This window comes from Rhizobium esperanzae (assembly GCF_014197615.1).
Classification (GTDB): Bacteria; Pseudomonadota; Alphaproteobacteria; order Rhizobiales; family Rhizobiaceae; genus Rhizobium; species Rhizobium esperanzae_A.
Map to the genome: position 1 here is coordinate 41727 of NZ_JACIFY010000017.1, position 18687 is coordinate 60413.

At 62.1% G+C, this 18687-nt stretch carries 20 protein-coding genes; 6 read left to right on the forward strand and 14 right to left on the reverse strand.

The window, feature by feature from the left end:
* Nucleotides 1–260 precede the first annotated feature (260 nt).
* Nucleotides 261–1040, forward strand: a complete 780-nt coding sequence (locus GGD57_RS21350) for a gamma-glutamyl-gamma-aminobutyrate hydrolase family protein (RefSeq protein ID WP_184472267.1) — start codon at nt 261–263, stop codon at nt 1038–1040.
* A gap of 52 nt (nt 1041–1092) precedes the next feature.
* On the opposite strand, the gene GGD57_RS21355 is transcribed toward GGD57_RS21350, so the two are convergent.
* The 7 genes from GGD57_RS21355 to GGD57_RS21385 all read right to left on the reverse strand — a co-directional run bounded on the left by GGD57_RS21355 (nt 1093) and on the right by GGD57_RS21385 (nt 7694).
* The gene (locus GGD57_RS21355) at nt 1093–1872 is read right to left on the reverse strand and encodes a VWA domain-containing protein (RefSeq protein ID WP_184472268.1); all 780 of its coding nucleotides are present in this window, start codon (nt 1870–1872) and stop codon (nt 1093–1095) included.
* Complete coding sequence (locus GGD57_RS21360) at nt 1872–2909, reverse strand: hypothetical protein (RefSeq protein WP_184472269.1); 1038 nt, start codon at nt 2907–2909, stop codon at nt 1872–1874. Before GGD57_RS21360 ends, GGD57_RS21355 begins: the two co-directional genes overlap by 1 nt.
* A 16-nt stretch (nt 2910–2925) precedes the next feature.
* Complete coding sequence (locus tag GGD57_RS21365; protein WP_184472270.1) at nt 2926–3633, reverse strand: TerD family protein; 708 nt, start codon at nt 3631–3633, stop codon at nt 2926–2928.
* 22 nt (nt 3634–3655) lie between these two features.
* Complete coding sequence (locus tag GGD57_RS21370) at nt 3656–4831, reverse strand: Toxic anion resistance protein (TelA) (protein WP_184472271.1); 1176 nt, start codon at nt 4829–4831, stop codon at nt 3656–3658.
* A 220-nt stretch (nt 4832–5051) separates the two neighbouring features.
* Nucleotides 5052–6008: a 2-hydroxyacid dehydrogenase gene (locus tag GGD57_RS21375; protein WP_184472272.1), complete on the reverse strand. Its 957-nt coding sequence runs from the start codon at nt 6006–6008 to the stop codon at nt 5052–5054.
* A gap of 31 nt (nt 6009–6039) precedes the next feature.
* A complete protein-coding gene (locus GGD57_RS21380) occupies nt 6040–7062 on the reverse strand; it encodes a LacI family DNA-binding transcriptional regulator (protein WP_085738403.1) in 1023 nt (340 codons plus the stop codon).
* Nucleotides 7063–7181: 119 nt separating this feature from the next.
* Nucleotides 7182–7694 carry a MarR family winged helix-turn-helix transcriptional regulator gene (locus tag GGD57_RS21385; protein WP_085739052.1) on the reverse strand — a complete coding sequence of 171 codons (513 nt, stop codon included), beginning with the start codon at nt 7692–7694 and terminating at the stop codon, nt 7182–7184.
* An 85-nt stretch (nt 7695–7779) separates the two neighbouring features.
* Between GGD57_RS21385 and GGD57_RS21390 the strand changes: the two genes are divergently transcribed.
* The 5 genes from GGD57_RS21390 (at nt 7780) to cysE (ending at nt 12256) form a co-directional block, all read left to right on the forward strand.
* On the forward strand, nt 7780–8568 hold the full coding sequence (locus GGD57_RS21390; protein WP_184472273.1) for a creatininase family protein: 789 nt from the start codon (nt 7780–7782) through the stop codon (nt 8566–8568).
* Nucleotides 8569–8710: 142 nt separating this feature from the next.
* A complete protein-coding gene (locus GGD57_RS21395; RefSeq protein ID WP_184472274.1) occupies nt 8711–9826 on the forward strand; it encodes a CobW family GTP-binding protein in 1116 nt (371 codons plus the stop codon).
* On the forward strand, nt 9826–10815 hold the full coding sequence (locus GGD57_RS21400; RefSeq protein ID WP_184472275.1) for a WD40 repeat domain-containing protein: 990 nt from the start codon (nt 9826–9828) through the stop codon (nt 10813–10815). Before GGD57_RS21395 ends, GGD57_RS21400 begins: the two co-directional genes overlap by 1 nt.
* 15 nt (nt 10816–10830) lie before the next feature.
* Nucleotides 10831–11325 (forward strand): GNAT family N-acetyltransferase, encoded by a 495-nt coding sequence (locus GGD57_RS21405; RefSeq protein WP_184472276.1) that lies wholly within the window; start codon nt 10831–10833, stop codon nt 11323–11325.
* A gap of 112 nt (nt 11326–11437) precedes the next feature.
* Nucleotides 11438–12256 carry a serine O-acetyltransferase gene (cysE, locus tag GGD57_RS21410; protein ID WP_184472277.1) on the forward strand — a complete coding sequence of 273 codons (819 nt, stop codon included), beginning with the start codon at nt 11438–11440 and terminating at the stop codon, nt 12254–12256.
* A 3-nt stretch (nt 12257–12259) separates the two neighbouring features.
* Here cysE and GGD57_RS21415 read toward each other — a convergent pair whose 3' ends face one another.
* The 7 genes from GGD57_RS21415 to GGD57_RS21445 form a co-directional block, all read right to left on the reverse strand.
* Nucleotides 12260–12703, reverse strand: coding sequence for an Lrp/AsnC family transcriptional regulator (locus GGD57_RS21415; RefSeq protein ID WP_184472278.1), 444 nt, complete (start codon nt 12701–12703; stop codon nt 12260–12262).
* On the reverse strand, nt 12700–13494 hold the full coding sequence (locus GGD57_RS21420) for a phosphotransferase (protein WP_184472279.1): 795 nt from the start codon (nt 13492–13494) through the stop codon (nt 12700–12702). The genes GGD57_RS21415 and GGD57_RS21420 overlap by 4 nt, the downstream gene beginning before the upstream one ends.
* 15 nt (nt 13495–13509) lie before the next feature.
* Nucleotides 13510–14913, reverse strand: coding sequence for an aspartate ammonia-lyase (locus tag GGD57_RS21425; RefSeq protein ID WP_184472280.1), 1404 nt, complete (start codon nt 14911–14913; stop codon nt 13510–13512).
* Nucleotides 14914–14934: 21 nt separating this feature from the next.
* Complete coding sequence (locus GGD57_RS21430) at nt 14935–16206, reverse strand: trans-sulfuration enzyme family protein (RefSeq protein WP_184472281.1); 1272 nt, start codon at nt 16204–16206, stop codon at nt 14935–14937.
* A 154-nt stretch (nt 16207–16360) separates the two neighbouring features.
* On the reverse strand, nt 16361–17050 hold the full coding sequence (locus GGD57_RS21435) for an ABC transporter permease (RefSeq protein ID WP_184472282.1): 690 nt from the start codon (nt 17048–17050) through the stop codon (nt 16361–16363).
* An 11-nt stretch (nt 17051–17061) separates the two neighbouring features.
* The gene (locus tag GGD57_RS21440) at nt 17062–17784 is read right to left on the reverse strand and encodes an ABC transporter permease (RefSeq protein ID WP_184472283.1); all 723 of its coding nucleotides are present in this window, start codon (nt 17782–17784) and stop codon (nt 17062–17064) included.
* Nucleotides 17785–17891: 107 nt separating this feature from the next.
* Complete coding sequence (locus tag GGD57_RS21445) at nt 17892–18668, reverse strand: transporter substrate-binding domain-containing protein (RefSeq protein WP_184472284.1); 777 nt, start codon at nt 18666–18668, stop codon at nt 17892–17894.
* Nucleotides 18669–18687: the final 19 nt, after the last annotated feature.

The following is an 18687-nucleotide window of genomic DNA, read 5'->3' on the forward strand; positions in this document are numbered from 1 at the left end:
CCGATCTTCACCCCTACCCGCAGCGAGGGCAGAGCTAAGCATGGCGAAGGCCGCGATTCAAGCTTTAGTCTATTAGCCTTTGGCATCAAGACGACAATAAGACAATATCAGCGTATCTATCAAAATCAGCAGCTTAGCGGCAAATTAGGGCCGCTGCCGTGCCGTCTATGCCGCAATTTGGCCATCGGACACAGCCAAGCGTTGACTTGGCGGCAGTTCTGGCGCCAAAACGACAGCAGGAAGATTTAACCGGTGCAAACATGACGAAACCGATCGTTGCCATTCCTGCCGATATCCGCAGCTTCGACGGCGCGACCTGGCATGCCGTGCAGCATCAATATGTGAGTGCCGCCTTGAATGCAGCCGGCGTCATGGCCTTCATCGTCCCGGCCTTCGAGGCAGGCTACGACACCGACGCGATCCTCGACCGCGTCGACGGCCTCCTGGTTTCCGGCTCGGCCAGCAATGTGCATCCCTCCCTCTACGGCGCCGAGGCCGATGACAAGGACGGTCCCTTCGACCCCGCCCGCGACGCCACCAGCCTGCCGCTCATCCGCCGCGCCATCGACCGCGCCATTCCGCTGCTTGCCATCTGCCGCGGCATCCAGGAGCTGAATGTCGCGCTCGGCGGTTCGCTCGCAAGCGAGATCCAGGAGCAGCCCGGCATCTGGGACCATCGCCGGCCGGAAGGCGTCGACCGCGACGGGATGTACGCCATTCGCCAAAGCGTCCACATCAAGGAGGGATCCTGCATCGCAGGCATTCTCGGCCCGGGCGAGGTCCGCGTGAACTCCCTCCATCGCCAGGCGATCGCCCGCACCGCGCCCCGCTTGCAGGTAGAAGCGATCGCCGAGGACAGCACGGTGGAAGCCGTCTCCGTCATCGACGCCAAGGCCTTTGCCGTCGGCGTGCAATGGCATCCGGAATACTGGGCCGAAACCGACAAGCCTTCGAACAAGTTGTTTGCCGCTTTCGGCGACGCCGTCCGCAGCCATGCCGCCGGCAAGCTGCCGGTCATCCCGGCGCAGGCGATCGCCTGACGACGCGACGCCGGCGGGCCATCAGGCTCGCCGAGCGTAGAGTTGCAAACGATCAATGGTGATCGTCATCCTCGTCGTCATGCTCATGCTTGAGCCAGGTGCAAAGCTCAGCCGGCAGCAGCTTTTCATAGGCATCGTCGCTGCCGACGAATTTCCCGAGATCCTTGACGCTGACGAAGCCGACATTCGGAAATTGCTTCGCCGCGCTGCGCAGGAAATCGAAGCGTTCGTCACCAATGCCGACCATGACGTAGTAGATCTGCGATTCGGCACGCTCGGCCTTTTGCAGCAGTTCCCAGGCCGCGTCCCGGTCGCCATTTTCGCCATCCGTGAGGAAATAGTTGATCGCCGGAATCCCCGAACGCGTCTCCTCGCCGAATGTGTCGCGGCTCAAGCCGAAGATCATGCCGAGCAGGCCGCCGGCCGCCTCCTCTTCCATCAAACCGTATGTCATCAGGTTCGAGCGGATGACCGGGCCGTAATCGGTGCCGCCCCAGAGCACGGTTTTCAGCGCATTGTTGCCGATGATCTCACGCTCGACGTAACCTTCGTAATTTTTCGCTGTGGCCGGCGCGATCGAAGCCATCTTCTCCTGGTTGGAAAACACCCAGGTATCGATCCGCCCGTCATCATCGAAATAAAGAGCGACGGGAAGAATCCGCTCGAGCGCCGCCTGGACCGCCCCGGACTGGAAAAGCTCGCTCATCGAGCCCGAGACGTCGATGTTGAGGCCGACCTGCGCCGGAATACGCTCATGAATCCCTTGTTTCTGAAGGACGAAGCCGACACGGCGAACTTCTTCCTCGGGTTTGTGCAGCTTGAATGTCGTCATTATCGTCCCTCCGGTCTGAGTTTTCCAAGAATGCGCGCATGGATGTCGCGAAGCAGCGATCCGGTGCCGGCCTGCGCCGCTGATTGCGGGCTTCGGGCCGCCGTCAGTGCAGCGGAATAGGCCGCATGCCAGGCAGGCAGTTCCTCGTGCAACAAGCCCTCCCCAACACGCCCGAGTGCATCGACGTGCCGTGCGAGCGCGACAACGGTGTGCATGCTCATCGCGATCGTTGCCTTCGTGGCGGAAAGGCTGGCAATTCTCGTCTCGATCGCTTTGGCCTGCGAGGCGTAATGCGCCTGCCGCTCGCGATCGGAAAGCTGAACTCGGCCGGCATAATCCACGAGGAAACGCGCCGCCAGGATATGCGCGGCGAGATCGCGATCGAGCGCCGCATAGGCCTTGCCGACGGCGCGAAGCCTCTTTGCGACGGCGGCGATTTCCGGCGCAAGCACGTCGAGTTCTTGCGCCAGCGTCTGCACGCCGGGATAAAGCTGCAAGAACAGGCTGTCGGGATCGCGCGGCGCCGCCAGCGCCTTGATTGCCTTCAAGACGCCGCCGCGAACGGCAAATACACGGTCCGGATCGAGATCGCCGAGACGCCGGAGCAGCTCGGCGCCAAGACGCCTGCCCCTTGCCAGCGCTTCATTGTCGGCAAGCGCGAGTTCGCTTTCGGCAAGCCTGCCATGCTCTGTCTGCAGGCGGGCGCCGAAACGCACGACATCGTCGAAATAGTGATCGTCGAGATTGGTGCCGTCGACGATGCGCAGCGCCGCCGCCGCGACCGATGCGACAGCGGCGGCATCGATCTTCAGCAGCGTCTCCACGCTGCAGGGAATACGCTGGCGAATTTCCCCGGCGCCGAGAACCCGCGGCTTGTCGCCCTTGGGCGTCGGCGGGCGCGGCGAACCAAACAGGACTTTCGGCTGGGTGAACTGCCGGGAAGGCTCGGCAGCGTCAGGCGAGGCGCCCTCGGGAAAAAGCACCTTGGGCAACCGGCCTGGCTCCTTCTCAGGCGGTCCATCTGCCTTGCCGTTCATCGAACGAGGCTCCGGTTCAGCCGAAATAGGCTTGGATGACGTCGCCAAGCCCGGCATTCGAGCCTGCACCGACCGCATGGAACCGCCAGGATCCATCCGGCTGCTTCAGGAAGGAAGCCACCTGGATCGTCGTCTTGCCGGCAAATTCGGCGGTGAGCTGATAGCGGCAAAGCTCGTCGTCCATCGCGTCGCAAACCTCGATATAGGCGTTCTTGACCTTGCCGAAGTCCTGTCTCTTGCGCTCGGCATCATGGATCGTCGCCCAGACGGCAAGCTCGGAAACCTCGTCCGGCAGCTTCGCCAGCACGATCTTGAACTCCTCGCGAAAACCCTCGTCATGGTGGCCGCCGCCATGATCGTCGTCATCGTCGTCCTCGTCGGCTTCCGGCCTTTTCACCAGGCCGCCGCGCCCGGTCCGGTCGTCGCGCTCGTGCCACATCGAACCGTCGTCGGTCTGGAAGGAACCGTCGGCATTCTTGGTGAGGGACCCTTCCGGATTGCCGGAGCTGCGCACGAAAGCATAGCAGAGCGCATGCGAGCCTTCATTGTAGAGCCGCGCGCGGTTCGCATCGCCACCGGGATGAACCAGCGCAAAACAATGCACGTCGAGATCGAAGGCCGGTCCCGAGCCTTCGGGCGGATCCCAGACAAGTCCCGAATGGACGAGCTGGATCTCCTTCTGGATCTGGAATGATTGCCCCTTGTTGAGCTTGAAGGTTGCCATGCGCTGTCTTTCTCCTGAAGTCTCAGATTGGGCGATCGGTCACGATTTGTCGGGCTTGTTCGAGCTTGGCGCGGGCAGCGGCATAACGTTCCTTGTTTCGCTCGCCTTCGGCGACCACCTTGTCGGCGATATCGCGCAGCCGCTGCGCAGTGCCGAGCACCAGATCGGCATCGGCAAGGCGGGTCTCGCCGGCTGCCTTGACCGAGCTGACCGAAACATCCTCCAACACCTGAGACCCATATTGCTGCAGCGACGCGCGCAGTTCACGCCGCATGGCGTTCATCTGCTGGATCGACTGCATCTGGAAGAGCGCGTGCAGCCGGATCAGGATCGATTTGATGTCGTTGAATTCCGCATTGGCCGAAGTGACCGTATCGGCAAGGGTCGCAAGCGCTGCACCCCGGGCAATGCCGATCGAGTCGAGATCGGCCGGCGCCTTGGCGTAGGCGGTTTCGAGAACGAGAACCCGGTTCTGGAAGATGTCGAGCTTCTGCGAGAAGTCACGGGCTTCCTGGACCTTGAGCGGATCGCCGGAGGCAGCCTCTTGCGTCAACCGGTCGAGCTCGCGGCCGGCATCGGCAAGGATGCGTCTTCCGGCTTCGACGAAAACACCGAGAGATACGATCGTATCGCGGTATCCCTCCGCCAGCGTGCTCATGCGCGACACCTCGAGGATGAGCTTGCCGCTCTCCTCCGCGATCTCAGCCTCCATCGGCCTGACGAGATCGCCGAGCGATTTGGCCTTGCTCTGCAGCATGCCGCGAACCTCGTCGGTCACCGTCTTGAGACGCTTGGCGGGATCGCCGAGGCCGACGGCCATCAACAGGCGTTCGAGGAAATTACCCTTCAGCTTCTCGCGGATGCTTGCTTCGAGCCCTTTGAGATCGGCGTCATTGATGCCGTCCCGGATCGTCCGGAACAATTCGAACAGCACCGGCGACTGCGCATTGGTGATCTGAGAAAGGATTGCATCGAGCTTGGCGCCGAAACTGCCGATGGCTTCCTGTCCGAAAGTGATCAAATTATGCGGCTCGACCGTTGCCAGCCTGTACCGTTCTGCGAGATCGACGATCTCGCCGGCTTTCGCAGGCGGAAGAACGACCGTCACGACGGCCGGCAGGCCGCCGGTGGAAAGCGCGGGCATCAGACCCGGGCTCGTTTCGAGGGTCTTCGTGTCCGACGCATTTGGCTCCGACATGCCGTCAATCCCCCTTTGTTCGGCCCTTTATTCTGCTGCCTGCCGGCGCGATTCCAAAGCGCACGGAAAGGTTGAGAATCTTGGTTGCAAAATCGGCGAGAATGTAACCGAAGGCATCGCGCTGGGCAACATATCGTCCAGGAACAACAATCGATTGACAGCGCCGAAACAGACGCCGGGGACCTGGCGCATCTCGCAAAAATCAACGTCTATGCGGCGCCTAGCCCTTTTGCGGTGTCTCCGGCACCGGCGTCAGCGCTGTCCCCTTTTCGAACCAGGCAATGAGATTGTCGGCAACGAGATCGGCCATGGCGTTGCGGGTCGGCACCGACGCGGAGGCGACGTGCGGCAGGAGCACCGCATTGGCCGGTTCCAGCAGGCCGGCCGGCACGCTCGGCTCGTCATAGAAGACGTCGAGGCCGGCTGCCCCGAGTGCACCGGAGGCAAGCGCGGCGCCGAGCGCCTCCTCGTCCACCGTCCAGCCGCGGCCGACATTGATGAGAATGCCGTCCGGGCCGATGGCGGCCAGAATATCGGCATCGATCGTCTTATGCGTCTGCGGCGTCTTCGGAACGATGGCGATCAGCGTATCCACCGCTTCCGCCAGCCCCTTCAGCGTCGGGTAATAATCATAGGGCGCATCGGCATAGCGCGACCGCGTGTGGTAGCTGATCTTCACCTTGAACGGCTCCAGCCGCTTGGCGATCTCAAGCCCGATACGGCCAAGGCCGTAGAGCCCGACATGACGACCCTTGAGTGAGAAACGGGACAACGGATAGGCCGTACCGGGCTTCCAATTGTCGTCACGCAGCCAGGCTTCGGCGCGCGGCAATTCGCGGATCGTGTTCAGGAGCAGGCCGATCGCCGTATCGGCGACCTCGTCGTTCAGCACGTCGGGCGTATTGGTGACGACGATGCCCTTTTCGGCGGCACGCTTCACATCCATACCGTCATAACCGACGCCGAAGCTGGCAATCACCTCGACGTCAGGCAACTGATCCATCCAGGCGCCCGGGAAAGCGCCGGAGACGGCGACGCCGCGGATGCGGCCGGCGGTCTCGGCGTCAAGCACAAGCCTCTCCGCGCGCGGGACGGCGACGATCTCGAAGCGATCCTTTAGCCTTTCGAGAACACGCTCGTGTATCTTCCCGGGAACGAGAATGGCGATGCGGGACATGGCTTTTCCTCTTGGGGCGCGGCGGCCTGGGTTAGGCGCGGGGCCGATGGGGGCTGGTGGACTGGCGAATGCGCATTTCGGGCTTGATCAGATGCATGCCGTCGGGCTCGTGGCTGCCGGCAAGGCGATCGAGCAGCGCCCGGGCGGCAAGGCGCCCGACCTCGGCCTGGCCGTTCCAGACGGTTGTCAGTGCCGGCGTGGCGATCGATGCCTCTTCGAGATCGTCATAACCGGTGACGGAAATGTCGCGTCCCGGCATCAGGCCGGCGCGCGAAATGCCGTTCATCAGCCCGATCGCCACGAGATCGTTCCAGCAGACGGCGGCCGTCGGCTTCTGCGGCAGCGACAGGAAATGCACGGCGGCCTCGAAGCCGCCCTGTTTCGAGCGCGGGCCGGGAATGCGCAGGTTCGGATCGACCTCGATGCCGGCCTTGCGCAACGCGTTGACATACCCCTGGTAGCGATCGCGGCCGGTCGAGGTCTGGTCGGTACCGCCGATCATCGCGATCGAGCGGTGGCCGAGGCCGATCAGGTGGTTGGTGGCAAGCGAGATGCCGTAGCTGTCGTCGCCGCGATAGGTCGGCAGGTCCTGCCCTTCCATCGAGCGGGCGACGAGGATCGCCGGCATGCCGTTCTCTTCCGCCAGTTGCACGTCCTCCGGCGGTGTGCCGATCGCCGGTGACATAATGACGCCGTCGCCGCCGAGCTGCAGCAGCGTCTCGATGAAGGTTCGCTGTTTCTCGACATTGTCGTAGTGATTGGAAAGGATGAAGGTGTGGCGGCTGCGGTCGAGTTCGCTTTCGATCGCCTTCAGGATCTCGCCGTAGAAGGGGTTCATGATGTCGTGCACCACGACACCGATAATGCCGGAGCGCGAGGTGCGAAGGCTGGCGGCGCGGCGATTGTAGATATAGCCGAGGGCGCGCGCCTGTTCCTTGATCTTTTCCCTTGTATTGCCGGCGACGAGCGGGCTGTCGCGTAAGGCAAGCGATACGGTCGCCGTTGAAATGCCGAGCGTTTCGGCGATCGTCGAAAGCTTGATCTTCTGGACCACGTGTCCTCCTCCAGGCAGCACGCAAGACAGCAAGACCGCACCGGCAAACCGGCGCGGTCCCTTAAAATGTTTAATTAAAAGATTTAACCGGCGGAGGCAATTCGTCTTTCAGGGAAATTTCAGTCTTCATCCGGTTCCTCGATATGCAGGGCCTCGGCCTGCAGATTGCCGTCGATCGCCTTCAGCAGGCGGACGAGATTGCGGATTTCCTTGTCGGAGAATTCCAGCGTCGCCAGCCGGTCGCAGGCCGAGGCCGCCATTTCGATCGCCTGCACGCTGCCACGGCCGAGTTCGGTGAGATAGACCTTGGTGAGGCGCGCATCCTCGGCATCGGGCTTGCGTTCGAGGAAGCCCTGCGCCTCCATGCGGCCGATCGTGCGCGTCATCGTCGGCGCCTTGACGCCGAGCTTCTGGGCAAGGCCGCCAGCCGTCATGCCGTCGCTTTCGGCGAGCGAGAGAATGACGCCGTCCTGGCCGGCATAGAGGCCGCTTTCGAGCAGGTTGCGCGAAAGCACCGTACGCATGGAACGAGCCGCCTGGGTCAGCGCCGGAGAGAGGTCGACGAGCGTATACTCGGTCTGGTCCTTCTTCTTGGACTTGTTCTTTTTGCCGTCCTTGTGCTTCTTTCCCATTGCCATCCCTTTGATCTTTAAGCCCTGGCGCCGCTGCGATATGACATTGCCCAGGATCTCGTCATAAACAAGAGGCAACGACCGGATGATGACGCCTTCGCCCCGCTTCGAAGACAGCAACCCGGCCTCCGCTTCCGGCGGACACCGCCCGATCGCTGTGCTGCCGCTCGGCGCCCATGAACAGCACGGCCCTCACCTGCCCTTCGAAACCGACACCCTGATTGTCGAAGGCATCGCCGGACGATTGAAGACGGCCTTGCCCGCCGACCTGCCGGTCACCTTCCTGCCCGCCGAATCCGTCGGCTATTCCATAGAGCATATGGATGTTGAAGGAACGAAGACGCTTACCTTCGACGAGGCGGTCAACTGCTGGCTCGGCATCGCCGAGCGGCTGGCCAGGCAGGATGTTCGTAAATTGGTGATGCTGAATGCCCATGGCGGCAATTCGCCCCTGATGACGATCGTCGCGACCGAAGCGCGGATCCGCTTTGCCATGCTGGCGGTGGCAACGAGCTGGACCCGCTTCGGCCTGCCCGATGGCGTGATCCCACCGGAGGAAAAGGCGATCGGCATTCACGGCGGCGATATCGAGACCTCGGTCATGCTGGCGCTTCATCCGGATAAAGTCGATATGGCCAAGGCGGCGGATTTCCCGTCGCGGCAAACGGAATTCACCACCCGCTTCAAGCACCTGCGTGCCTACGGGCCGCACGCCTTCGGCTGGAAGATGGCCGATCTCAATCCGCAAGGCGTGGCGGGCAACGCCGCGGCTGCGACGGCTGAAAAGGGTGAGGCGCTGATTGCGCATGCGGTGAAGGGGCTGGTCGAATTGCTGGAGGATGTCGATGCATTCGACGTCACGCAGCTGCGCTAACGATGAGATCCACATCGGGCAGCGACGTGATCTTATAACATTATAAAACCCTTTGAACTGCCGCGCCCATGCCATTATATGAGACCAACCGTTCAAGCAGCCGACTGAAGCCTCGGCTGCACGCCTAATCCTAGAGGTTCTCATGACCGACTCGATCTCCCCCCAGAAGCCCATTCCCGTCACCGTGCTCACCGGTTATCTCGGCGCCGGTAAGACGACCTTGCTCAACCGCATCCTTTCCGAAAATCACGGCAAGAAATATGCGGTCATCGTCAATGAGTTCGGCGAAATCGGCATCGACAACGACCTGATCGTCGAGTCGGACGAAGAAATCTATGAAATGAACAATGGCTGCGTCTGTTGCACGGTGCGCGGCGACCTGATCCGCGTCGTCGAAGGCCTGATGCGCCGTCCCGGCCGCTTCGACGGCATCATCGTCGAAACCACCGGCCTTGCCGATCCGGTGCCGGTCGCCCAGACCTTCTTCATGGACGACGACGTGCGCGCCAAGACCGAGCTCGACGCCGTCATCGCGCTCGTCGACGCCAAGCACCTGCCGCTGCGCCTGAAGGACAGCCGCGAGGCCGAGGACCAGATCGCCTTCGCCGACGTCGTCGTCATCAACAAGAGCGACCTCGTCACCCCGGAAGAACTCGATGTCATCGACGACATCGTCCGCGCCATCAATCCGGCTGCGCGCGTCTACAAGACCAGCCGCTCCGGCGTCGACCTCGCCCGCGTGCTCGATCAGGGCGCCTTCAACCTTGAGCGCGCACTGGAAAACGATCCGCATTTCCTCGAGCACGGCCATGACGATCACGTCTGCGGCCCGGACTGCGATCACGACCATCACCATCATGATCACCATCATGATCACGATCATCACCATGATCACCACGGGCACGACCATCATCACCATGGTGCCCATCAACAAGGTGCGATGTCGGCGATCCACGATGTCACGGTGCAGTCGGTGTCGCTGCGCGGCGGTCAGATGAACCCGGAGCGCTTCTTCCCCTGGATCCAGAAGGTCACCCAGACACAGGGGCCGAATATTCTGCGTCTCAAGGGCATCATCGCCTTCAAGGACGATCCCGAGCGTTACGTCGTTCAGGGCGTGCACATGATCATCGAGGGTGATCACCAGCGGCCGTGGAAGGAAGGCGAAAAGCACGAAAGCCGTCTCGTCTTCATCGGCCGCGATCTCGACCGCGAGAAGCTCGAAGCCTCCTTCAAGGCCTGTGAGGCTGCCGCCTGATGCCGACAGTTGCACCGCTTGATCTCGACGGCCACGTTCTGGCCGTCGAATTTTTAGGTGATGTCCCCTTCTTCGCAAGCGCAAACGGCACGTTTCATCGGCTGGATGGCGGCGAGAGGGTTTGCGAAGCCCATCAGGGCATGCTCACCGCCATCCGCGATCCCTACAGCGAGAGCCTGATCTCGGGCGGCGAGGACGGCAAGGTGCTGCGCATCGCGGCCGACGGCAGCGTCAGCGAGATCGCCACCGCGCCGCGCAAATGGATATCGCAGGTCGCGGCCGGCCCACAGGGCGCTATCGCCTATTCCTACGGCAAGAGTTCGCTCGTGCGCCTTGCCGACGGCACCACCAAGGAATTCCCCGAGGAGCGCACCGTCGAAGGCCTTGCTTTTGCGCCGAAAGGCCTGCGCATCGCCGCCGCCCGTTATAACGGCGTGTCGCTGCACTGGGTCGGCATGAGCGCCAAGCCGGTCGATCTCGAATGGAAGGGTGCCCATACCGGCGTCACCTTCTCGCCCGATGGCAATTTCCTCGTCACCTCGATGCAGGAAAATGCGCTGCACGGCTGGAAACTCGACAGCAAGCCCGGCGCCGAAGCCCGTCATATGCGCATGACCGGCTATCCCGCCAAGGTGAAATCGCTCTCCTGGTCGGTCAAGGGCAAGTGGCTCGCCTCTTCGGGCGCGCCGGCGGCCATCGTCTGGCCGTTCCAGGGCAAGGACGGGCCGATGGGCAAGGCGCCGCTGGAACTCGGCACCCGCGCCAATATCATGGCGACGGCGGTGAAATTCCATCCGCTCGAGGACATCCTCGCCATCGGCTTCATCGACGGCATGATTCTGGCCGTGCGCATCGCCGACAGCAAGGAGGCGCTGCTGCGCCGCCCTGGCAAGGGCGCCGTCACGGCGATGAGCTGGAGCAAGGACGGCAAGCTGCTCGCCTTCGCTTCGGAAGCCGGCGATTGCGGCGTCATCGATATTTCGGCTTGAGCTGTTTTGTCGGCAATGGACGACGCTCCGACGGAAGCTGAGATCGTGACGCTTGGCGCCGCCCATATGCAGGCGGCGGCCAGAATCAGGCGCGTTGCGCTCCGTCAGCGGCTGCCCTGGCTGCCGGATCTGCATACGCCTAAGGAAGAAGAGCAATATTGGGGCATGCATCTGCTGCCCAACTGCACCATTCTTGGTGCCGCCATGGACAACCAGCTTGTCGGCGTCATCGCCTATGGCGACGACTGGATAGAGCAGCTTTACGTTCTCCCCGACCTTCAAGGCATGGGCATCGGCTCCCTGCTTCTCGGCTGCGCGATGGAGGAGATGGACGAGATCAGGCTCTGGACATTCCAGCGCAATGTCGGCGCACGTGCTTTCTACGAGCGGCATGGCTTTACCGCCGAGGAAGAAACCGGCGGCGCCGACAACGAGGAAAAAGAGCCTGACGTGCTCTATCATTGGCGCCGTCTTCCGGAACCGACGCTTGGCCTGCAACCGCCTGGCTAGACGATCAGGCCGCAAGACCCTGGAATATCGGGCTTGCCAAATGCCTTGGCCGGGCGAAACATGAAAATTCGCGCAGCGACTGCCTGGGCCGCGACTGACAGAGGAAACGTCAATGCCGAAATCGACCGGCCTCGGTTTGGCCGAGCAGCAGCCGCCGCCTTTGAGCGACACATCCGTCTGGGTGGCGATCCGCGCCGAAGCGGCCGAACTTGCCGTGCGCGAGCCGATATTGCAGCGGCTGCTTGCCGCAGAGGTAACGGACGCCACCGGCAATAAAGAGATCATCGCCCGTGTTCTGGCCGCGCGGCTTTCCGTGACCCAGGTCGAAACGGGCAATCTGTTCGATCTCATTCTCTCCACGCTCGATGACGATATCATGCGCAAAGTCGAAGCCGATCTCGCCGCCGTGCGCGAGCGCGATCCGGCCTGCACGACATTTCTGCACGCGCTTCTGAACCTCAAGGGCTTTCATGCGCTGCAGACGCACCGCATCGCCCATGCGCTCTGGAACGCCGGCCGTCCGGAGATCGCCAGTTGGCTCGCCAATCTCGCCTCGCTGGTCTTCGGCCCGGATATCCACCCCGCCGCCCGGATCGGCGCTTCCATCATGCTCGACCACGGCTCGGGCATCGTCATCGGCGAAACCGCTGTCATCGAGGATGAAGTCTCGATCTTGCAGAACGTCACGCTCGGCGGCACCGGCAAGGAAACCGGCGACCGCCACCCGAAGATCCGCCATGGCGTGATGATCGGCGCTGGCGCCAAGATCCTCGGCAATATCGAAATCGGCGCCTTCAGCAAAATCGCCGCCGGCAGCGTCGTGCTGAAGCCGGTTCCCGAGCACTGCACGGTCGCCGGTGTGCCGGCAACGCTCGTGCGCGTCCACCGCACCGACGAAATCCCGGCAGAGACGATGGATCAGAATATCTAGCAGTCAGCGTTTGACCATTGAAGACAGCGCAAATGCCGTCAGCGTGTCGCGCACTCCGGGCAGCACCGACACTTCCTGCCATATTTCGCGGATGCGGTCCGCTGCGCTCGCCTCCACCCGGACGACGAGATCGAATTCCCCGCTCATGATGTCGCAGGAGACGACTTCCGGCACGCGCTTGAGCGCCTGGATGACGTCGCCGCCCCGCATGCGGTCGTGGCGATAGACGAACATCATCGCGGCAATGGCCGAGGCGCGTGGCTTTCCCTCGCCCACGATGATCGTATAGCCCTGGATCAGGCCATCGCGTTCCAGCCGCTCTATGCGCTGGCGCACGGCGTTGCGCGACAGGCTGATTTTCTCGGCCAGTTCCGCATGCGGAATGCGGGCATTGCGGGTCAGCTCGGCGAGAATGCGCTCGTCAGACCGGTCGAGAATGCGCTTCATCGGTGTATCTCCCTGGCGAAAGCCACAGCCGAGGTGAACGCCCGATGTGCCGAAGCTTCGAGATCGGCAATCCTGTCATCCCGCGCAGACGAGGTAGCAGCCGCTGCCATGACGAATGCCGGCAGTGCCCGCCGTTCGTTCTCGCCGAGAGCGCGAACTTCTTCATATCCAGCGAGCAATGCGCCCGCGAGCTCACCATCGAGCGTTCCGTCCGCCCTTGCGGTCCAGTGCAGAAGAAGCTGACCAAGCTCCGCAATCAGGAAGTCATCATGACGCAGGCGAAAATTGATCACGCCACTGACCTCCTCTCCGAGAAAGAAGATATTGTCGCGATTGAGCGCACCATGCACCGCCCCCTTCGGCAGACCGCCCCTGTCGCCGACTGCCGAAGCCGCCAGTGTCCGGTGAATGCGTGCCGTGCAGTTTCCGAGCGCCCGGCATTTTCTGGACGTGACCTCACCTGGCCGGGAGCCGGGCACAAAGCCGACGACGGCCACGAGTTTGCCCGATACCGTAATCGTCGCAGCGCCGCTATCGGTACGAAAGGTCGCCGGACAGGGAACGCCGGCGGTGGCGAGTGTTTCCATCGTGCGGAAGGCACGTTCTAGATCGAAGGGATCAGCGGCACCTTCGAACACCGTAACGATGAACTCGCCGCGGTCAGCACGGAAAAGAAAAGTGGTTTCGGCGTCGCCATCGGCAATGCCGATCACTGAGGTCAACCGACCAAGGCGGTAGGCGGTCGCGATCCGCTCACACTCAGTCTCAGAAAGATCTGTGAATACTGCCATCGCCCCGTCCCGTCATCACTGTGCCGCCAATCCCCCATCGGCGTTCGCGCCGAAGATCGCCTCGATCCTCTCCCGGCTGAGAACGCCATCGCGCTCCACCGCCTCGCGCAAGCCGATTCCCTCTGCGAGGGCATTGCGCGCGAGCGTCGCCGCCCTGGCGTAACCGACGAAAGGGTTGAGCGCGGTAGCAAGAACGAGAGAGCCGTCATGAAGCGCCTTGCACCGCTCCGCATCGGCCTCGATCCCATCGATACATCGGCGGCGGAACGCATCCATGCCCCTTGCCAGCAACCGCATCGATTGCAGCACGTTGAGTACGATCACCGGCTCCATCGCATTCAACTGGAGCTGGCCTGCGCTTGCGGCAAGCGTGACCGTCAGATCGTTGCCGATTACCTGAAAGCCGATCTGGTTCATCATCTCCGGGATCACCGGATTGACCTTACCCGGCATGATGGACGAGCCGGCCTGCATGGCCGGAAGACGGATCTCGCCGAAGCCGGCACGCGGGCCGCTCGACAGGAGGCGAAGGTCGTTGCAGATCTTGGAGAGTTTTACGGACATGCGCTTGAGCACGCCCGAGACCGAGACGAAGGCGCCCGTATCCGATGTTGCCTCCACAAGGTTGCGCGCCGGACGGACCGCGATGCCCGAAATGCCGGACAGGTGCGCACAGGCGGCCGACGAAAAGCCGGCCGGCGCATTTATTCCGGTGCCGATAGCCGTACCGCCCAGATTGACCTCGCGCATCAGTTCGGCAGCACCGAGGAATTGCGAGACATCCTCCTCCAGCGTTTCGGCGAAGGCTCCGAACTCCTCGCCGAGGGTCATCGAAACGGCGTCCTGAAGCTGCGTTCTGCCGACTTTGACTATGTCAGCGAAGGCATCGCTCTTGCGCCGCAAGGCCGCGACCAGCGCACGCAACGCGGCAAGCAACGTTTCGCTCTCTCGCAAGACGGTCAGCCGAATTGCTGTCGGATAGACGTCGTTGGTCGACTGCGAGAGGTTCACATGATCGTTGGGATTGATCGCGTCGTAACTGCCAGCCGGCCGACCGAGCTCATCGAGCGCCAGATTGGCAATCACTTCGTTGACATTCATGTTGGTCGAAGTGCCCGCGCCGCCCTGCATCATGTCGACGGGAAAATGCGGCGCGAGGATCTCGCCGGCGATCAGCCTGTCGCAGGCCCGGTCGATCGCCTGTGCAATCTCACGGTCGATCAGCCCAAGCTCCAGATTGGTCGCAACCGCGGCTTTCTTCACCATTGCCAGTGATTCGATAAACCCCGGAAAATCCTGGAGCCTGATGCCCGAGACATCGAAATTCTCCGTCGCCCGAAGCGTATGAATGCCGATCAGAGCCTCCGCCGGCAATTCTCGCTGTCCCAGAAGATCCGTCTCGACGCGCATTCCTGCCATGGCCTCCTCCTCGCCCGCCGTTCAGTCCGAGAGCGCCTGGTCGAGATCGCCGATCAGATCGCCCGGCGCCTCCAATCCTACGGAAAGCCGGAACACGCCGTCGCCAGCAAAACGGCGATAGTCTTCAAGCTGATCGCCGGCGAGTTGGTAGGTCGTGCGCATCATCTCCTCGGTATCGAGCAGCACGACGATCGAACGCTGGTGGCCAAGCGAAAAGGCGTAGTGCGCAACCCTGAGACGATCGGCAAGTTGCCGGGCCATCCTGCCGGGTTCCTTCACCTGGAAGGCCACGATGCCGCCGAATACCTCCATCTGTCGCTTCGCCAGGTCGTGCTGGGGGTGAGAGGCGAGGCCGGGATAGGTCACTGCCGTAACGGTGGGATGCTGCTGCAGGAAGGTCGCCACCTGCATCGCCGTGTCGGAGATCGTCCGCAGGCGGGGAAAGAGCGTATCGATGCCGCGCAGGATAAGCCAGGCGTTCATGGCCGGCATCGACGCGCCGAGATAGACGCCGGCGCGCGAGCGGATTTTCTCGACCAGATCCTTGCGCCCGCAGACAACACCGCCCAGCGCATCGCCGTGGCCATTGATGAACTTGGTCAGCGAATGGATGGCGAGGTCCGCGCCAAGCGAGAGCGGTTGCGTGGCGACAGGCGTGGCCAGGGTCGAATCGACCGACATCAACGCACCGTGCTGTCGTGCAAGCTTGGCAATGGCGGCCAGATCCGTCAGGCGCAAAATCGGATTGCACGGACTTTCGCAGTGGACGAGCTTGGTGTTGGGCCTGAAGGCGGCCGCCACCTCCTGCGGTCTGGACATGTTCACCGGCGTCACCTCGATGCCGTAGTCCGGCAATATACGCCGCGCGAGTTCGTTGGCGCCGGCATAGCAGACGTCGCTGATGATCAGATGATCGCCGTTCTTAAGGAAAGTGAAAAAGGTGGCGCCAATCGCCGCCACGCCGGTCGACGTTGCAACCGCATCGTCGGCGCCCTCGAGCGCGGCGAGCCGCTGCTCGAGTTGGCGTACTGTCGGATTGGTCCAGCGTGCGTAGAGGAAGGGAAGCGCGGTCAGGTCATCCACGCCATCGGCCGAAAAGGCCCCCTCGCCTGGGATCAATACATTGTTCACGGACATGGAGATGTTCGGCGCAATAGCCTTCGTTGCCGGGTCGATGAGGAGCCCGCCGCTCAGCGCAAGGGTGTCGCGGCTGAGACTCGGGCCGGCCGCGGGTGCTCTCCTGCCCAGGTCGGGGTCGCTGACCGGAAGGTGCGAGAGGTTAGCTGCGGACATAGGGTACTCCTGGAGTTTATCGATGGGTATTCTAGCGGGTTTGCCCCGGTTTGAGCCGCACAAGCGGGCAACCTGCCGCCGAAGCGCCGCACCGGAGAGGCGATATGCGCAGCAATTGAGCGCCGGCATCGCTGAGAGAAAGTGCCTTTCGGCCTTAGCGCCTTATAGGCACCTGCATTTCGACGAGGCGGAATGCGCGCGTGATGACGAGGGTGAGACAGACATAGAAAACGGTGACGACGATCAAAGGCTCGTAGACGAGCAGCGTATCCTGCCTGACCTTGTAGGCGACCGCATAGAGATCCATCACCGTGACAGTGAAGGCGAGCGGCGTCGCTTTCAGCTGCAACACCACTTCACCGCCGATCGTCGGCAACGCGATGCGGATCGCTCGCGGCAGCCAGATGCGGCGCAGAAGCGTCCAGCGGGTCATGCCGAAGGCGCGTCCGGCCTCGAGTTCGCCCTTCGGCACAGCGAGCAGCGCGCCGCGCAATACCTCGGCCTCATAAGCCGCGTAATTGAGCGTGAAGCTGACCGCTGCAAAGAAAAAACCCTCGCGCACAATGGGCCAGAGAAAGCTGGTGCGCAGACCAGGTATCATCGGCAGCAACGATCCGACGCCGTAGTAGAGCAGCCAGAGCTGGATCAGCAGCGGCGTGCCGCGCAGACAGGTGCAATAAGCCTTTGCGCAGCTTTGCAACCACCTGGGGCCATTCAGTTGCGCAAGCGCAAGGCCGATTGCCAGGATGAAGCCGAAGACCACCGAAATGACCAGCAACAACAGGGTCTGTATCGCGCCAGCGATGATCAGTGGCCAGTAGTTGGAAATCCACGAAAAATCCATCGCTTGCCTCCTCAGGCTGTTCTCGGCTGTCCGCGCCGGAAGTAGGCCTCGAGACTGCCGAACACGACGTTGGAAAACAGGGTGATCATCAGGTAGATGACGGCGGCGGCGAGAAAGAACAGGAAATAGTGCTTGGTGTTGCCAGCAGCGAGCCGCGTGGCAAGCGCCAGCTCCTGGTAGCCGACGACTGCAATCAGTGCACTGTCCTTTGTCACCGACATCCAGAGATTGGCCATGCCCGGCAGTGCATTCGGCATCAGGGCCGGCAGCACGATGCGTCGAAACCGCAGCCAGGGCCGCATGCCGAAGGCGCTCGCAGCCTCGATCTGGCCGACGGGAATGGCAAGGATCGCGCCACGCAGCACTTCCGTCATATAGGCGCCCTGCACGATTCCAAGCACCGCGACGGCGGCAAGGAATCCGTTGATCTCGACCGGCGGAAAACCCAGCGTCGAAAGCAGCCTGTTGATTCCGTCGGTGCCCGCGTAATAGAGGCCGATGATCAGAATCAGCTCCGGCACGGCGCGCATGGCCGTCGTATAGAAGTCCAGAAGGACAAGGACGGCACGACCGCCCCTGAGCTTTCCCGCCGCACCTGCCAGCCCGATCACGATGCCGAGAAGATAGGCCCCAAGCGAAATCAGCACGGTCGATACCGCGCCCGAAAGCAGCGCCCCGCCCCATCCTGGCGGATAGGGGGAAAGCAATTCCAGAATGGATGGATTTGTCGGCATGGAGACTGCTCCTGGGCGATCTGTCGAAACCGCTCCGGCTCGGGCATTGTTCTCTTGTGGGTATTGAACGAGGCGGGAGGCCGCGAACGGCACCCCGCCCATTGGAATCACTCGCCGTATGGGTCGAAATCGAAGTATTTCTTGGAGATTTCGGCATATTTTCCGCTGGCCTTGACGGTGGCGATGGCAGCGTTCAGCCTGGCCAGGAGTTCGGTATCCTCCTTGCGCAGGCCGCCGCCGATACCCTGCCCAAGAATCGCCGGATCATCCTTGACGTTACCCATATCCGCACAGCAGGTTTTGCCGAAATCGGAATGGATGAACGTCATCAGGGGAATGGAATCGCCGAAAACATAATCGATACGGCCGACAGCGAGATCCTGGAACGCCTCGTCGAGCGTGGCATAGGTCTTTTCGGATGCAGCGCTCGCATAGTATTTCTTGTAGTAGTCGGACTGGATCGTGGAAACCTGGATGCCGATGGTCTTGCCGGAGACATCTTCGACCGTGGTTCCGGCCACGCCGCCCTGAGCGCCGATCAGCTTGCTCGGCGTGTTGTAGTATTTGTCGGTGAAGGCGATCATCTTCTTGCGCTCGTCGGTGATCGACATCGAGGACCAGATGACATCGAACTTCTTGGACTCAAGTCCGGGAATGAGCCCGTCCCAGGACATGTCGACGACGGAGCATTTCTCCTTCATCTCGGCGCAGACGGCATCCATCAGTTCGATTTCCCAACCGACCCATTTTCCGCTCGCATCCTTGGCAAAGAATGGTGGGTAGGCTTCATTCATCACGCCGAAGCGCACCTCGGCGCCTGCAGCTGTGGCGGAAACAAGGAGCGCAGCTCCGGCAGCAAGGTAGATCGCGGTTTTCATATTCATTCCCCTTCTTTTCTATTTT

Excerpts from the sequence above, each read along its gene's own strand:
- GGD57_RS21385 (WP_085739052.1), bottom strand. The coding sequence starts at position 7,694 with ATGGGAAAGAAGCACAAGGACGGCAAAAAGAACAAGTCCAAGAAGAAG.
- GGD57_RS21420 (WP_184472279.1), bottom strand. The coding sequence starts at position 13,494 with ATGGCAGTATTCACAGATCTTTCTGAGACTGAGTGTGAGCGGATCGCG.
- GGD57_RS21425 (WP_184472280.1), bottom strand. The coding sequence starts at position 14,913 with ATGGCAGGAATGCGCGTCGAGACGGATCTTCTGGGACAGCGAGAATTG.
- GGD57_RS21375 (WP_184472272.1), bottom strand. The coding sequence starts at position 6,008 with ATGTCCCGCATCGCCATTCTCGTTCCCGGGAAGATACACGAGCGTGTT.
- cysE (WP_184472277.1), top strand. The coding sequence starts at position 11,438 with ATGCCGAAATCGACCGGCCTCGGTTTGGCCGAGCAGCAGCCGCCGCCT.
- GGD57_RS21405 (WP_184472276.1), top strand. The coding sequence starts at position 10,831 with ATGGACGACGCTCCGACGGAAGCTGAGATCGTGACGCTTGGCGCCGCC.
- GGD57_RS21360 (WP_184472269.1), bottom strand. The coding sequence starts at position 2,909 with ATGAACGGCAAGGCAGATGGACCGCCTGAGAAGGAGCCAGGCCGGTTG.
- GGD57_RS21365 (WP_184472270.1), bottom strand. The coding sequence starts at position 3,633 with ATGGCAACCTTCAAGCTCAACAAGGGGCAATCATTCCAGATCCAGAAG.
- GGD57_RS21350 (WP_184472267.1), top strand. The coding sequence starts at position 261 with ATGACGAAACCGATCGTTGCCATTCCTGCCGATATCCGCAGCTTCGAC.
- GGD57_RS21395 (WP_184472274.1), top strand. The coding sequence starts at position 8,711 with ATGACCGACTCGATCTCCCCCCAGAAGCCCATTCCCGTCACCGTGCTC.
- GGD57_RS21440 (WP_184472283.1), bottom strand. The coding sequence starts at position 17,784 with ATGCCGACAAATCCATCCATTCTGGAATTGCTTTCCCCCTATCCGCCA.
- GGD57_RS21400 (WP_184472275.1), top strand. The coding sequence starts at position 9,826 with ATGCCGACAGTTGCACCGCTTGATCTCGACGGCCACGTTCTGGCCGTC.
- GGD57_RS21445 (WP_184472284.1), bottom strand. The coding sequence starts at position 18,668 with ATGAATATGAAAACCGCGATCTACCTTGCTGCCGGAGCTGCGCTCCTT.
- GGD57_RS21430 (WP_184472281.1), bottom strand. The coding sequence starts at position 16,206 with ATGTCCGCAGCTAACCTCTCGCACCTTCCGGTCAGCGACCCCGACCTG.
- GGD57_RS21390 (WP_184472273.1), top strand. The coding sequence starts at position 7,780 with ATGATGACGCCTTCGCCCCGCTTCGAAGACAGCAACCCGGCCTCCGCT.
- GGD57_RS21355 (WP_184472268.1), bottom strand. The coding sequence starts at position 1,872 with ATGACGACATTCAAGCTGCACAAACCCGAGGAAGAAGTTCGCCGTGTC.
- GGD57_RS21435 (WP_184472282.1), bottom strand. The coding sequence starts at position 17,050 with ATGGATTTTTCGTGGATTTCCAACTACTGGCCACTGATCATCGCTGGC.
- GGD57_RS21370 (WP_184472271.1), bottom strand. The coding sequence starts at position 4,831 with ATGTCGGAGCCAAATGCGTCGGACACGAAGACCCTCGAAACGAGCCCG.
- GGD57_RS21415 (WP_184472278.1), bottom strand. The coding sequence starts at position 12,703 with ATGAAGCGCATTCTCGACCGGTCTGACGAGCGCATTCTCGCCGAGCTG.